14 protein-coding genes are annotated in these 14,087 nt (G+C 55.9%); 2 read left to right on the forward strand and 12 right to left on the reverse strand.

The window, feature by feature from the left end:
- Nucleotides 1–15: 15 nt before the first annotated feature.
- On the reverse strand, nt 16–1,233 hold the full coding sequence (argJ, locus tag IK012_RS01925) for a bifunctional glutamate N-acetyltransferase/amino-acid acetyltransferase ArgJ (RefSeq protein ID WP_173378758.1): 1,218 nt from the start codon (nt 1,231–1,233) through the stop codon (nt 16–18).
- Between the two features lie 74 nt (nt 1,234–1,307).
- Here argJ and greA point away from each other — a divergent pair, with 74 nt between their 5' ends.
- On the forward strand, nt 1,308–1,775 hold the full coding sequence (gene greA / locus IK012_RS01930; protein WP_290949738.1) for a transcription elongation factor GreA: 468 nt from the start codon (nt 1,308–1,310) through the stop codon (nt 1,773–1,775).
- A gap of 15 nt (nt 1,776–1,790) precedes the next feature.
- Complete coding sequence (gene holA / locus IK012_RS01935; RefSeq protein WP_290949739.1) at nt 1,791–2,759, forward strand: DNA polymerase III subunit delta; 969 nt, start codon at nt 1,791–1,793, stop codon at nt 2,757–2,759.
- Here the strand turns inward: holA and IK012_RS01940 are convergent.
- From IK012_RS01940 to IK012_RS01990, 11 genes are all read right to left on the reverse strand, one after another.
- Nucleotides 2,756–3,247 (reverse strand): hypothetical protein, encoded by a 492-nt coding sequence (locus IK012_RS01940; RefSeq protein ID WP_290949740.1) that lies wholly within the window; start codon nt 3,245–3,247, stop codon nt 2,756–2,758. The genes holA and IK012_RS01940 overlap by 4 nt on opposite strands.
- An 83-nt stretch (nt 3,248–3,330) precedes the next feature.
- Nucleotides 3,331–4,896: a type IV pilus secretin PilQ gene (gene pilQ, locus IK012_RS01945; protein ID WP_290949742.1), complete on the reverse strand. Its 1,566-nt coding sequence runs from the start codon at nt 4,894–4,896 to the stop codon at nt 3,331–3,333.
- A complete protein-coding gene (locus tag IK012_RS01950; RefSeq protein ID WP_290949744.1) occupies nt 4,893–6,758 on the reverse strand; it encodes a hypothetical protein in 1,866 nt (621 codons plus the stop codon). Before IK012_RS01950 ends, pilQ begins: the two co-directional genes overlap by 4 nt.
- Complete coding sequence (locus IK012_RS01955; protein ID WP_290949746.1) at nt 6,755–7,354, reverse strand: type 4a pilus biogenesis protein PilO; 600 nt, start codon at nt 7,352–7,354, stop codon at nt 6,755–6,757. Before IK012_RS01955 ends, IK012_RS01950 begins: the two co-directional genes overlap by 4 nt.
- Nucleotide 7,355: 1 nt before the next feature.
- Nucleotides 7,356–7,988, reverse strand: a complete 633-nt coding sequence (locus IK012_RS01960) for a PilN domain-containing protein (RefSeq protein ID WP_290949748.1) — start codon at nt 7,986–7,988, stop codon at nt 7,356–7,358.
- Complete coding sequence (gene pilM / locus IK012_RS01965) at nt 7,988–9,124, reverse strand: pilus assembly protein PilM (protein ID WP_290949750.1); 1,137 nt, start codon at nt 9,122–9,124, stop codon at nt 7,988–7,990. Before pilM ends, IK012_RS01960 begins: the two co-directional genes overlap by 1 nt.
- Nucleotides 9,125–9,226: 102 nt before the next feature.
- On the reverse strand, nt 9,227–10,246 hold the full coding sequence (locus tag IK012_RS01970; protein ID WP_290949753.1) for a PilZ domain-containing protein: 1,020 nt from the start codon (nt 10,244–10,246) through the stop codon (nt 9,227–9,229).
- Nucleotides 10,247–10,249: 3 nt separating this feature from the next.
- Complete coding sequence (locus IK012_RS01975) at nt 10,250–11,497, reverse strand: dihydroorotase (protein WP_290949755.1); 1,248 nt, start codon at nt 11,495–11,497, stop codon at nt 10,250–10,252.
- Nucleotides 11,490–12,425, reverse strand: coding sequence for an aspartate carbamoyltransferase catalytic subunit (locus tag IK012_RS01980; RefSeq protein WP_173378766.1), 936 nt, complete (start codon nt 12,423–12,425; stop codon nt 11,490–11,492). Before IK012_RS01980 ends, IK012_RS01975 begins: the two co-directional genes overlap by 8 nt.
- Before the next feature lies 1 nt (nt 12,426).
- Nucleotides 12,427–12,987, reverse strand: coding sequence for a bifunctional pyr operon transcriptional regulator/uracil phosphoribosyltransferase PyrR (gene pyrR / locus IK012_RS01985; RefSeq protein ID WP_290949758.1), 561 nt, complete (start codon nt 12,985–12,987; stop codon nt 12,427–12,429).
- Between the two features lie 67 nt (nt 12,988–13,054).
- Complete coding sequence (locus IK012_RS01990; protein WP_290949760.1) at nt 13,055–13,987, reverse strand: FISUMP domain-containing protein; 933 nt, start codon at nt 13,985–13,987, stop codon at nt 13,055–13,057.
- Nucleotides 13,988–14,087 lie beyond the last annotated feature (100 nt).

Here is a 14,087-nt window from a genome sequence, read left to right on the forward strand (position 1 = left end):
TACGCGAGCGGTCGCTTACGTCGTATACTCGGCGTTGATCTTCACGTAGCCGTAGCTCAAGTCGCAGGTAAACGCGCTTGCGGATGCCTGCCCGATGTTGAGCACGAGCGTTACTTTGTATTCACGCTGGCGAACGACCGCATGGAGTGCCGCCGTCTGGGCTTCGTCGAGCTGGATGGGGCGCCCGCCTTCGAGCACCTTCACGTCGCCGAAGTACAGGTCGGTGTGTTCGGCCACCATGTTGCAGCCGCTGGAACCCGCGCTGCTGAGGATGCGGCCCCAGTTCGGGTCTTCACCGAACATCGCGCACTTCGCGAGGTTGCTGGTACCGATGAAGCGCGCCATGCGGAGAGCTTCTTCGTGGCTTTCGGCCTTCTCGATGCGCAGTTCGATAAGCTTGGTGGCGCCTTCGCCATCACGCACGATGTCCTTCGCGAGGCTCTGCATAATGAGCATCAGCGCCGCACGGAATTCACCCTGCTCGGTAAGGCTCAGGTCTTCGTAGCGAAGCCCGCTCATGCCGTTGGCCAGCAAGATGCAGGTGTCGTTCGTGCTCGTGTCGCCATCGACGGTAATCGCATTGAAGGAATCCGCAATGTCGGCGCGGAATTCGGCGAAGAAGTCGATGGGGAGCGAAATGTCGGTCGTAATGAAGGCAAGCATGGTCGCCATGTTCGGGTGGATCATGCCCGAGCCCTTGCAGGCGCCGCCAATCGTCACCACGCCCTTCTCGGTGTGGATTTCAACGGCATGGCTCTTGAGGGCAAGGTCGGTCGTGAGGATGGCGCGGCCGAATTCTTCGGAAGCATCGGCATGCAGCTTTTCGACGAGCCTCGGGATTCCCGCCTCGATCTTGTCCATCGGCATCAGGTGACCAATCACGCCCGTGCTGCAAACGAGCACGCTCTTCGGGGTAAGGCCGAGCGCTTCTTCGGTAAGCGTCGCCATGCGTTCGGCATCCTTGTAACCCTGTTCACCGGTGCAGGCGTTCGCGTTGCCGCTGTTCACCACGACGGCAGTCGCGAAGTGGGCGTGTTCAAGCGCAGCCTTGTCGTACAATACCGGAGCGGCCTTCACCTTGTTGGTGGTAAAAACGGCGAAGCAGCGCGCAGCCTTCTCGCTCTTGAGGAGCGCCATATCGGCATTGCCGCTAGCCTTGATACCGGCACAAATTCCAGATGCGGTGAACCCCTTGGGGGAACATACGCCGCCCTTATCCAGCAGATTGTACATACTATCTCCTAAAAAGATGTTCTTTCGCGATTACGGGCCCGCGAAGCCTCGTTAAAATTTGTACTTTGTAGAGCATGGAAAAGATCAAGTTTACACAGGAAGCTTTCGACAAGCTCGTTAAAGACCTAGAAAATTTAAAAAATGTAGAACGTCCGCGCGTATTGCAAGAACTGGTTGATGCCCGTGCACAGGGCGATTTGAGCGAAAACGCCGAATACCACGCAGCGAAGGAACGTCTCTCCTCCATCGACAATATCGAGATGCCGAGGCTCCAGGACCAGATTGCCCGTGCCGAAGTCGTCGCGTTCGACCCGAACTGCGATACCATCCGCTTTGGCGCCAAGGTGTCCCTCCTCAACTCGAAGACCAAGAAGAACGTCGTTTACCAGCTGGTGAGCCCCGAAGAAGCGGACGCGCTCAACGGCAAGATCAGCTTCAAGAGCCCCATCGGCGCCGCCCTCATGGGCAAGAAGAAGGGCGAGACCATCGAGGTCACGACCCCGAGAGGCATCAACAAGTTCGAAATTCTCGACATCAACTAAGTCGAAACGCCCCCAATGATAACCGCAATCATCGGCGAAGACCAGTTCACTAAGGACAAGTGCATCGAGCGCTTCCTCGAAGACGCCCTCGGCGACCTCAAGGACGACCCGATGTCGCGCCAGATACTGTTCGCTACGGATTCGAACATCCCGTCCATCGCGGATGCGGTCATCACCGCCTGCGACTCCGTCTCGATGTTCGCGCCGGAACAGGTCGTGGTCGTCCGCAAGTGCGAGGCGCTCAAGGCCGACGATTCCAAGAGTCTCGCCAAGTGGATGAGCCACGGGCCCAACTGCAAGCTCCTGCTGGAATTCAGCAAGCTCGACGCCCGCGGGGAACTCTTCAAGGCGCTCAAGGCCGCGGGTACCATCGAGAAGTACGACGTCCCCAAGCAGTACAAGATGGCCGAATGGATTTCATCCGCCATCCCGACGCACTTCAAGAAGGCCATCGATTCAGACGCCTGCCAGTACCTGGCCGAGGCGCTCGGCACCGACACGAAGCTCGTGTGCGAGGAAGTCGAGAAGGTACTGCTGTACGCCCCCGACTGCAAGAAGATTACGGGAGAACTCGTGCGCACCATGGTGGTGCCGCAGCGCGAGATGGTCTCGTTCGAGATTAACGATTCCTTCGGGATGCGCGACGCGAAGACGTACGCCCGCATGCTGAACGAGATGCTCAACAACGGCGTGAACGCCATCCAGATCGTGGGTTCGCTCTACCGTTACGCGGTCGACCTGATGAACTTCTCGGCGCTGCTCTCCAAGGGCATGACCCCGAAGGACGCAGCAGCAGCCCTGGGCAAGAACGACTTCATATTCAACGTGAAGGGCAAGGCTCCCGAATGCGCGCGCCGCTGGGGCAAGCCGCTGCTTTGCAGGGTCATCCGCCGCCTGGCCGACCTAGACTACGAAATCAAGAGCGGGTTGTGCAGCACCAGGATGTCGCAGGAACTCGCCCTCGCCGCCTTGGTCGTGCGCTAGGCGCCTTTTACGATATTTTCAATCTCCGCGCGGGAAAGGTACGCCCGCTCGTTCAGGGCTCCCGCGATTTCGCATAGTTGCTTTTTGCACGCCATCAGGATGTTGTAATCCTGCTCGACCACGTTCGTCTCGGCCAGCTGGAAGTAATAGCACGCGGCCTGAAAGCGCTGGTAATCCGCATCGCTCTTGTAGAGTTCCATCGGCAGTTCCTTCATGACGGTATCGAGGTCACACGCGAAATCCTTGCGCATCAGGAACTCCGAAATGTGGCCCGCCATCGCGATGTGCGCGTCGCCGTCCAGCTCGCTCCCCGCGATATGCGTAATGCCCGGACGCTCCTTGGAGCGGTCCATCTTCACGTAATCGAGCGGGCGCTTGAACAGGAACGCCACCAAGGCGTGCCCCGCCTCGTGATTGCACAACTTCCTGTATTCCTCTTCCCCGAAAAATTCCACCAGGGATTCACGCGTCAAAGACTGTTCCGGCATATTGCAAATATCCTTTTAAATTTCCATTCCCGCATAATTTAAAAAGAGCCCCGCAGGGCTCTCTTAAAGTTCTCGTTTGTCGCTTAGTTCCACTCGTCCTGGACTTCTTCGGAAGGCTCCGGTGCGGCGGGCGTTTCCACGGCGGGTTCCTCGGCAGGAGCGGGTTCTTCTTCCGGGAAGCTTTCCTCGACAGGAGCCGGTTCGGCAGCCGGGGCGCTCTGAGCGGCAGGCTTTGCGGCCGGGGCACTCTGGGCTGCGGGCTTTTCCACCTTCTGCATCTGCGGGGCGGCGTCACCCTGCGTTTCGGCAGAGGGTTCCGAAAGTTCCACGTTGCCGATGTAGTTGCGGATAATACGCGGGGTCACGAAAATCACGAGGTCCTTCTTGACCACGGAAGTACGAGTGTACTTGAAGAGGTTGCCGAAGAACGGAATGTCCTTGAGGAACGGGATGCCGCTTTCGGATTCCTGAGTTTCGTTGCGGGTCAGGCCGCCGATAATCACGGTCTCGCCGTCGGCCACCACGACCTTCGTCTTGGCTTCCTGCGTAGAAATCACGATTTCGCCCTTGGAGTCGTAATCGTAGGAGTTGTTTTCCGGATGCAGGTCGAGCAAGATGCGGTTGTCGCCCGAAACGTGCGGGGTCACCGTCAGCTTGATACCCGTTTCGACGAGCTGCGTAGAAGATTCGCCGCTGTCGTCAATCACGCGGATGGAGACCTTGTCACCCATGAACACCTGGGCTTCGGTATTGTCGAGGGTAGAAACCTGCGGAGAGGCGAGCACTTCGGTAGAAGCGTCACCCATGAGGCTCGAGATGGCGAGCTTCAGGTTGTTGTCGAAGAGGCTCGTGGTAATCGTCGTAGCAGCACCGCTGACAGCGGGAGTCGCGCCGTTGTTCGGGAAAGAGGTTATCATGGCGCCGTTGCGGCTTGCATTAGCAGCGCTGCCGTATTCGCCGGTAGCAGCACCCGGAGTCATGGCCACGTTGTTGCCAAGCATTGCGCTCCAGTCCACGCCGAGTTCGCGTGCACGCTGGCTGTTCACCACCACGAGCTTCGCGGTAATCATGATCTGCAGCGTTTCCACGTCGAGTTCGGTAAGCGCATTTTCCATCTGCTCGATCTTGGAATCGGTATCGTAGACGATGATGGAGTTCGTGCGTTCCACGACGGTAATCTTGCCGCGGCCGCTCTTCATGCTTTCGAGCACCTTCACGAGTTCTTCGGCCTTCGCATGGTGAATCTGGAAGTTCTTGCGGACGAGCGGCGCAGTCTCTTCGTGCTGCTTCTCTTCGTCAGCCAGTTTCTTCTGCTTCGCCTGGTAGGTGCTCTGGCGCTGAACCACGATGTACTTGTCCTGGATGACCCAGGTAAGGTCGTTGATTTCGCAGATGATATCCAGAGTCTCCTGCCAAGTCTTCTTGGTAACCTTGAGGCTCATCTTGCCCTTCACATCGGGAGCAAGCAAGATATCCACGCCAGCGACAACGGAAACAGAACGGAACACGGCGTTGAAGTCGGTATCCACAAACGAGAAGTCATACAGCTTCTTGTTCGGTTCGATCGAACCCGAAGCGGGGGCTGCCCAGACAGAGCTGAGGCCTGCGACGAGTAACAGGACTGCGAGAATGTTTATCAGCTTTTTCACTTTTGACCCCCAAATTTATCGGGAAGACCCATGGAGTAGCGACGGCTCACGCCAAATTCCTGGATAAGGAAGAGCACGTCTGTTTGTGTGATTTTAAGAACTTTTCCGTTGAGAATCTTGTCGCCTTCCTTGAGCGTGTAGGAGACGGCCGGATTCTTGGATTCTACGAGAATTGCCATCGGGACATCGGATTCCCAGATGATACCGACGAGTTCGACCTGGTCGATATTGATACCTTCTTCCACCAGACCCTTGATTTCGACGAACGGGTCGCGGCGGCCGAACGAGCTGTAGGTCACGCGATCGTCGTAGAGGCCGTCGAGCTGGCTTCCGGCAACTTCGCCGCCATCGGAGACGACCTCGCCCCTTTCCTTGTCGACCTGTTTGAGACGTTCCGTCTGTACGGCGGAAAGTTCATCCATGTAGCTCACGGCGCGCTTGTTCACGAAGCCGATGTGGCTGCCGTGCTGCACCTTGCAGTAAATGCCCTTCACGTCGAGGCTCACGAGGCGCTCACCGAAGGTAAGACGCTTGAGCACCTGCGCATTGTCGTTGGGGGCGGCAAAGAGTTCGATTTCGTCGGCGACCACGATGAGTTCGCGAACAACCGGACGCAGGTGGAACGTCTGCGCTCCGGAAACAATCTTCTTGCTGTCCTTGTCGAACTTGTTCACGAAAGTCTCGAAGTTCGGTTTTTCTTCGGAAGACTTCATCCAGTCACGTATGAAAATTCCATCCGGATGCGCGGACCAGAAGAGGAACCCGTCCTTCTTGATGGTCTTCTCGGCGGCCTGGAGGATCAGGGCGCCTTCCTGCACCACGATTACGGGCTTCGCGTTCGGCTGCAGCTGGATCTTGAGGCCGTTAGCACCCCAGGTCACATGCTTCACGAGCGAGCCCGCGCCAATCTTGAACACGGGGGACTTCTGCGGGCCGGCAAGCCCGACCGTGATGGTGGACGCCTTGTCCGGGCCGATGACATTCTGCAGTTCAATCGGCGTCGTCGCGACGAGACGGAACTGTTCCATGCCGGAGCCCACGAGCACCGTCATTTCTTTCAAGTTCGGGAGGAGCGCCGAAATCTTGCCGCCTTCCATGATAGCCTTGTCCAGGTTCTTCTGTTCTTCGGCGATGCGCTTCTCTTCTTCCTTCGCAGCCTTCTCAGCCGCCTTCTTCTCTTCGAGGGCGCGCTTTTCGGCTTCCTTCTTCTCGGCGGCTTCACGCTTGCGCTGTTCGAGCGCAGCCTTTTCCGCAGCCTTCTTTTCTTCGGCAGCACGCTTCTTCTCTTCGAGGGCGGCCTTCTCGGCGGCCTTCTTGTCGAGCGCAGCCTGCTTCTTGTTTTCAAGAGCAGCTTTTTCCGCAGCCTTCTTGTCTTCGGCAGCACGCTTCTTCTCTTCGAGAGCGGCCTTTTCCGCAGCCTTCTTCCTGTCGGCGAACAGCTTGGAGAGCGTCCAGGACTTTCCGCCCTTGCTCGCGAGTTTCAACATGAAGTCGGACTTGTTGAGCGCGATGGCGTTCTTGTCGGTCGCAATCGAGGAACCGACCATCAAGTCGATTTTCAAGAATTCGGTACCGCGGTACGGTTCCTTGTACACCTTCATCGATTTCACGAAGTTGCTCGCCGCATCGATTTCGAAATTGCCTTCGCCGAGGGCGAAAGACGTAGCGGAGAAACCGAGCGAAAGCTTGTGGGACTTCGCATCGTACTTCTGGTAGAACGAGGGCAGATCCTTGTCCGAAGCAAACTTGAACGTAAGCGCACAGCCCTTCACGCTGCAATCAAGCGACACGTCCTTGATCTGGGCTGCATTGACGGCCACCGCAACGAACAGGAACAAAACTATTAATTTGTTCTTCATCATTTGGCAACCTTCTTGGATGTATAGGTGGTCAGGTTAAACGACACCGACACCGTGATAGGCGTCCAGCCGTGGGTTTCGGCCTTCTGGAGTTCGGCCGCGATGCCCGAATAGCGGTTCAGCCTCAGGTTCGTAATGGCGGTCGGGTAATTGAAGTTCGCGATTTCGGCGAACAGGTAACCGAGCATATGGTAACCGGAGTTGACCGCGATGGAGTAGCGATTCTCCACGTAGTGTTCCTTCTCGGAAGAGCCTTCCGGGTTGAACTTCTGGATCTGCACGCCCGAACTGCGGAGCACCGCATAGAGGTCCTGCAGGCGCAGCGGCACCTTTTCCTCTTCGGGGAACATTTCCTTGAGTTTCTCGAAGTCCTTCTCAGCCTGCACGAGCTGAAGTTCCAGTTCGGCAATGCGATGCTTCTTCGCTTCAATCTTGTCGAGTTCCGCCTGGGTTGCGATTTCCTCGGCATTGAGGCGATCTTCCTCTTCAGAGAAGGGAGTCCACATGTAGAACCACATGTAGTACAGAATCGCTCCGATCAGCACGACCACGACTATCGCGAATATATTCTTTTTGTCTTTAAAATCGAAATTACCCATACTAGTTATCCCCCAGGTCCTGTTTCAGGACAACCTTTATGGTGAAGCTATACGCCTCTTCTCCCTCGACCTTCGTCGTAGAGATAGTCAACAGCGAGACCTTTTCAATGCTGACCTGCTTTTCGAGCTTGACCATATATTCGGCCACCTCAGAAAAGTCGAACGTCATGCCCTTCATTTCCAGGTTGTCTTCGGACACCTGGTTCAGGCTCGTGAGCCACATATTGGGCGGCAGCACCGACGAGACGTTCTCGAAGAGCACGACCCAGCGCTTCTTGCTCACCTGGATGCTCTTGAGCGCGTTTATCTTGGTGTTGACGATAGCCTGCTTCTGCTCCAGTTCACCAATCTTGGTGAGCAACGGGCGTTCACGCTCGACTTCCGCCTTCATCTGGGTGACTTTGTTCTGGTGCTCTTCCAAAGTTTCCGTCGTGTGGGTATAAAGCATCACCATACCGACAATCGCAATAAGCAGCGCCACCGTAGGCCAGATGATTCGACGGTCAGTAATCCACGACAGGTCCTTCTTGACCTTGCGGTATTCCGCAGGCAAAAGGTTAATCGAAATGCAGATGTCGCGTTTCGACTTCTTCGCCTTGGCCTTTTCCTTTGTCTTTGTATTCTTATCAGCCATTAGTCAAACTTCCTCATAGCAAGCCCAAGCGCTGGCGCAAGGATGTTAGAAAGAGCAAGGGACACGCCCGATTCGCCCACCACGCTCGCATCACATTCAACGTAACGGAACGGGTTTACCGTATCGGTTTCGATGCCGGAACGTTCGGCAATGAATTCCTTCAATCCCTTAATGGAAGCGCCGCCGCCGCCAAGCAGAATCTTGTCGAGCGGTTCGGAATCTTCCGAAGAAGAGTAGTAGCGCAAACCGAAATCCACCTGCGCCATGATGTCTTCGAACGCAATCTGCAAGGCCTGTTCGACTTCGGCTTCGGCATAGCCGTCCACGACGCTCAGGTCGCCCGTCTCGAAAATTTCGTGGCACTTCGCCGCATCGATTCCGAGAGTATCGTTCAGCTTCGCGATAATGATATCAATCGAACCGCCGGTCATGGCACGCATGGAATGGAACTTGCCCGCCTGGATAAACCCGATGCTCATCTTCTTTTCGCCGATGTTAATCACGGCGGTCGTCTGCTTGAGGTCTTCTTCGGAGGCGGTCGCCGTATAGGCGTTCAAAAGGCCGAAAATATCGACGTCCATCGCAGTAAGCTTGAGCCCCTTGATGGTAAAGAACTGGGCCCAGGAGTCGAGCAGCGCGTTCTTCGCCGCCACCACGTTCGCCTTCACGTCGTCGCCCTCGCGGGATTCGATTTCGAAGTCGATAACGTTGTCCTGGTCATCGAAGGGCGGACGGGACTGCGCGGTCTGGAGAATAATCGCCGACTCGTTGCCGTTTTTCGGGACCTTCACGCTGATTCTATCGACCAGCACGCCACCCGCGCCAGCACAGCAGTTCACGCAGGCGACAATGTCCGTATTGCTGTCGCGAGTATGCCTCATCATCATCTTGGTGAGGGCTTCGCTCAAAAGCTCGTAGCCGTCCTTTTCCTTCTTGCCGTCGGGGCCGGTAACGGGTTCGCCATCGCGGCGCTGTATTTCACCATTGATGATGGCGCCGTCGGGCACTGGTTCCGTATCAATCTCGACGACAACCTTGCCACCGCGACTGTTATGGTAAACCTTCACGTATTTGATGCTGTAGTGGCCAACATCTATGCCGATAGTTTCGCGCTCACCGCGAATTCTAGCTAACAAATCAAGTGCCAAAGTATAACTCCGATCGGAAACTGTACTACCCTAATTCTACCTTTATAAAAGCGAAATGTCAAGCGGAAAATGCACCTAAGTCATTGAAAATTAACTAGTTAGCGCATTTTGGGCGGTTTCTTTGGCCTTTTTTTTCTTGTTGACCTCGAATATGTACTGCAGAACACGTTCCTGGGTCCACCCGAAGGCGCCGCTGAACGAGGCTGTCGTGGAGAAATATTCGGGGTAATCGGGGTTTTTGTGGCCCAAATTGCGCAAAATCTCAATTTCTACATCTTCCGGACCGAAGCTCGGGAGGTCGAACTTGATACGGATGTGCTTCCCGCTTTCGCATTCTATGGGCAGCCCGATGAGGATACCGCCCGCGGAAAGGTCGTATAATACGCCATTGCAGGTACTGCCGTCCGCAAAGACGGCCTCGACCGGGAAATTCACGACTTCGCGCAGCCAGCGACGCAGTTGCTGCTTGTCGAGCTGCTGGGAATGGCGAAGAACCAGCTTGCCAGGTTCGCTCGCAAAGACGCGCACGTTCGTGGAGTAGACCGCATCCTCAGGACGGGTCCAGCGGACGCGCACTTCCTTGCCCACATAGACGCTGCCGGGGCCGAAGCTGTCGTCGTAGGAGACCTTCCAGATTTTCTCCCTTTGCGAGAGAATTTCGGAATGTTTTAATTTACTTACACCGTCCAGGAGGAGGTCCACCCTGTTCCCGATGTTGAACTGGCGCGTACTCACGATGACGGTCAGCGGGTTCGACGCATCGAACCCGAGCTTCTGGCGCAGGCGCGTTACCGCGTCGAGGGTCTCGTCGCGAATCGTGTCGACATCGCGCATTTCGTAAAAATCCAGAACCGCAGCCTCGAACAAGTGCGAGGAATTGAGGACGGCGTCCTTGTTCTCGAACTTGGAGGCACGGACCAGTTTTTCGAGGGTCCTGATTTCCTTAGGAGTCAAGTCGTAAAGCGCCACCTTCGTGTCGAATTCCTTTGTCCCGAACATTTCTTCGTGTTCGCGGCGGTAATTCGACCGCTGGATTTCAAACAGGACTACAAGCAGCAGTCCCAGCAAGAGGATGGCGACAACCCACGCTAACTGATAAGGAAAAATCACGGGCTACACCTCGGTCCACTCCCCGTTGATGTAGGAAGCGACAATGGAAGACGGCAGTTCCTTGCCGAGGAGCGGCGTATTGCGGGTCTTGCCAGCGAACATGGCGGGGACGACCTTCATCGGGCGGTCCTGGTCGAGGAGGACCAGGCTCGCCTGTCCACCCTTGCGGAGGGCCGCAGGTTCCACGCCCGCAAGCTGTGCCGGGGCGGTGGAAAGGAGTTCCACCGCGCGTGCGGCGCCAAGCCGCCCGCTGAGCGGTTTCCAGATGGCCCCGAGCGCGATCTCCAAAGAAACCGCTCCCGGCACCGCATCCTCGAAATTCACTTCCTTGTCCTGCCTGAGCACCGGGTCGTGGTTCACGCTAATCGCATTCACGGTTCCCGATTCCAGGCCCTTCCACAGGGCCTCGCGATCGTCGGCGGAACGGAACGGCATCGGCACGTTGCAGTGCGAGTCGAGGTCGAACAGGCAGCTGTCGTCCAGGAGAAGGTGGTAGATATCCACGTCGCAGGTGACATCCACGCCCTGAGCACGCGCGGTCTCGATAAGGCGAAGCGTCTCGCCGCAGCTAACTTGTTTGAAATGCACCGGAACCTTGAGGAAGCGCGCCATCTCGAGAATCCTGAAGACGGAAATCGTCTCGGCGATACGCGGGATGCCCTTCATGCCGAGCGTGTCGGCGTAGCTGCCCTCGTGCACGAGCCCGTGGTGACGCAGCGAATCGTCGAGCGGCATAAAGAAGAAGCGCTTGCCCGTCATGGAACCGTATTCCATCGCGAGGCGCAAGAAGCGCGTGCGGGAAGCGTCCTGATTGCCGTCGCCGAAGCCGACGGCGCCGCCCTGCGCAAGTTCCATCATCTCGGCCAAATCTTTGCACTGGTAACCCATGCTGAAGGCGCCGAGGAACGCGAACTCGAGACCGGACTTCGAAGCCAGCTGCTGCATCGCGGTGAGCTTCTGCGAATCGTCAATCGGGTTCGCGGAGCTTTCGTAAAGCCCGCCGAAGAACCCGCCACGGCGCATGGCACTCACGCCATCCTTGAACGTGTAGATGTCGTCGCGCAGGGGTTCCTTAAAATCGAGACCGAGGCCAAAGAGCGCGGGGAGCGCAAGCGCGCCCTTCGCGTCGAATTCGGGTGTACCTTCGGGAGCGCTGTCGGCCCACTTTCCATCTACAAGGCAAATCTTCGTCGGTTCGCCGAACTTTCCGTCAACAAACGGACGAACGTTGTTCAAAACCATATTACGCATTTGCACGGCCTCCAGCCAAAAGGTAAAGCACGGCCATACGCACGGCCACCCCGTTAGTCACCTGGTTCAAGATTACCGAGTTCTCGCCATCGGCAATCTCGCTGTCGAGTTCCACGCCGCGGTTGATTGGACCCGGATGCATGATGAGCACCTTGTCCTTCGCGCATTCCAGCAGTTCGTGCGTGATGCCGAACGTGTTGCGGTATTCGCGCATGCTGGGCAAGAGGGCGTCGTCCATGCGTTCTTTTTGCAGGCGGAGCGCGATGATGGCATCGGCATCCTTCACGGCCTTCTTCACGTCAGGTTCCCAAGTGACCTTGTCCATCAGTTCCCTATTGCGCGGGACCAGGGTGCTCGGTCCGCAGAGCGTCACGTGCGCACCCATCGTCGTCATGCCCCAGAGGTTACTGCGGGCCACGCGGCTGTGGCGGATATCGCCCACGATGGTCACGTTCTTGCCTTCGAGCGTTCCAAGTTTTTCTTCGATGGTGAGCATGTCGAGCAGCGCCTGAGTCGGATGCTCGTGCGCGCCGTCGCCCGCGTTCACGATAATCGCGTCGCTGTTGTCGGCGAGGAACTTCGGGACTCCCGTCCCCTTGTGGCGGACGACCACGATGTCAATCTTCATGGCTTCGATGTTTCGAAGCGTATCGACGAGCGTCTCGCCCTTCTTCACGCTGGAGTTGGAACTCGTGAAGTTCACCGTATCGGCGGAAAGGCGCTTCTCGGCGAGTTCGAAACTCGTGCGGGTGCGGGTGCTGTTCTCGAAGAACAGGTTCACGACCGTCATGCCGCGAAGGCTCGGCACCTTCTTCACGGGGCGTTCCAAAATTTCACGGAACTGTTTTGCATTGTCGAGAATCAGGCGGATATCGTGCTTGGATACTCCGCGCAGCCCGAACAGGTGTTTAATCTCAAGGGCGCTCAAGCTAAGCCTCCACTTCTACGAGGTAAACTGAATTTTCGTTATCGATAGGTTCAATCATCACGCGGACTTCCTGGTTCTGTGCGGTCTCTACCGTGAGGCCCACGCAGTCCGGCGCAATCGGGAGCTCGCGGTGCCCGCGGTCCACCAGCACGCAGAGGCGGATGGCGGCAGGGCGCCCGAGGTCGAGGATGGCCTGCATGGCGGCACGCACGGAGCGGCCCGTATAGAGCACGTCGTCCACGAGGATGACCGTCTTGCCTTCGACAGTCGCGGGCATCTCGGTGAAGCGCATCTCGGTGGAGCCCACCTTCTTGCGGTAGTGGAAGTCGTCACGGTAGAACGTGGCATCCAGGCTACCCATCTCGATGGGCTTGCCGAATTTTTGCGAGAGCCTTTCGCTCAATTTTTTCGCCAGCGGAATCCCGCGGCTTGCCATGCCAAGTACAATCAAGTTTTCGGCGGACGGATGCATCTTGGCAATCTTTGCAGCCATCTCGTCGAGGGCGAATTCCATCGCCTGCGCCGAAAGCAGTTCCTGAATACGTTTGCAGTTGTCTTTCATATTCAAGAATTTAGTAATCCAACATATAGTTTGGCGGGACAGTCTTCTAGAAAAGGCCTAGCAATAACTAGTCCTTGACGCAACGGACTGATTGAGCAGAATTTTTCCAGTAAAAATTAAATTCGGCCCCATTTTTATTTTTAGTACGCCATATTTCCATGATGTGCACACGACCATGACCCGAAAAATTCGGATACTTCGTTGATGCCGTAAAAAAATGAGCCTGTTTACCTAAAGAACTGAATATCGGATAATCCAGATTTGACGGCTTATACCATTCGCCTGCAGGGTATGCGGAAAAACCAAAAGAATCGGTACCATTAAAATCTTTTCCAGAAATTTCAGACCAGCCACTGGTAGATCGCAAGTCAACATTTTCCCATGTCCAGTACTCTTTTTCGTCATTCTGTCCACCCACAGATTCAAACAATATCACAAATTCATCCACAGTGGGCACATGCCACCCCTCCGGACACACCCCGCGGATAGGGTGTTCCAAAGAACTCGCCGTATCGCTGTATCCCTTGTAAATTTTAGGGACAATGTGGTCAAAAGGACACTCCGAACCATCGCCACACCCCTCTGCGTCAGAAGAGAAAAGCCCCGCACTATCCATCGCCGCACTAAATACGTACAGACGGCCATATTGTTTACAGTTTTCGGGGTCATTGTCGTAGCAGAAACTGCTTGAATCCAAGGTTTCCGTGGGTTCAAGGTATGCGTAGTTCAAGTTCTCCGCCATCCACCACTGGTTCCCAATTTTAACGGTCCTATACGTCTGTCCATCGCGGTCATCTTTTAGCTTGTCGAATTCGCATGTTTCACAACCTGTCACCTGCGCTCCCGAACTCGACGAACCTGCTCCATTGAGCGAAGAACATGATTTTTCCCCGTCTTCAGGTTTGTCGATAAAGGATTCGTCATCACCGCAGGCGGTAAAATTCAAGGCAAAGACAGCGAATAAGGCCATCCACGAAAGAAAAACGATTTTTTTGAGCATTGTAGCACACCTCCTTTCTGCAACATAATACCATTATCTCCCTATCGCGTCAATAAAGGCACGCTTTTTTACCTATATTAAGGCGGTAAATTCAACAACT

The organism is Fibrobacter sp., from assembly GCF_017551775.1.
Lineage (GTDB): Bacteria > Fibrobacterota > Fibrobacteria > Fibrobacterales > Fibrobacteraceae > Fibrobacter.

Excerpts from the sequence above, each read along its gene's own strand:
- IK012_RS01975 (WP_290949755.1), bottom strand. The coding sequence starts at position 11,497 with ATGCGTAATATGGTTTTGAACAACGTTCGTCCGTTTGTTGACGGAAAG.
- pyrR (WP_290949758.1), bottom strand. The coding sequence starts at position 12,987 with ATGAAAGACAACTGCAAACGTATTCAGGAACTGCTTTCGGCGCAGGCG.
- IK012_RS01990 (WP_290949760.1), bottom strand. The coding sequence starts at position 13,987 with ATGCTCAAAAAAATCGTTTTTCTTTCGTGGATGGCCTTATTCGCTGTC.
- argJ (WP_173378758.1), bottom strand. The coding sequence starts at position 1,233 with ATGTACAATCTGCTGGATAAGGGCGGCGTATGTTCCCCCAAGGGGTTC.
- IK012_RS01955 (WP_290949746.1), bottom strand. The coding sequence starts at position 7,354 with ATGGGTAATTTCGATTTTAAAGACAAAAAGAATATATTCGCGATAGTC.
- IK012_RS01950 (WP_290949744.1), bottom strand. The coding sequence starts at position 6,758 with ATGATGAAGAACAAATTAATAGTTTTGTTCCTGTTCGTTGCGGTGGCC.
- greA (WP_290949738.1), top strand. The coding sequence starts at position 1,308 with ATGGAAAAGATCAAGTTTACACAGGAAGCTTTCGACAAGCTCGTTAAA.
- IK012_RS01940 (WP_290949740.1), bottom strand. The coding sequence starts at position 3,247 with ATGCCGGAACAGTCTTTGACGCGTGAATCCCTGGTGGAATTTTTCGGG.
- holA (WP_290949739.1), top strand. The coding sequence starts at position 1,791 with ATGATAACCGCAATCATCGGCGAAGACCAGTTCACTAAGGACAAGTGC.
- IK012_RS01960 (WP_290949748.1), bottom strand. The coding sequence starts at position 7,988 with ATGGCTGATAAGAATACAAAGACAAAGGAAAAGGCCAAGGCGAAGAAG.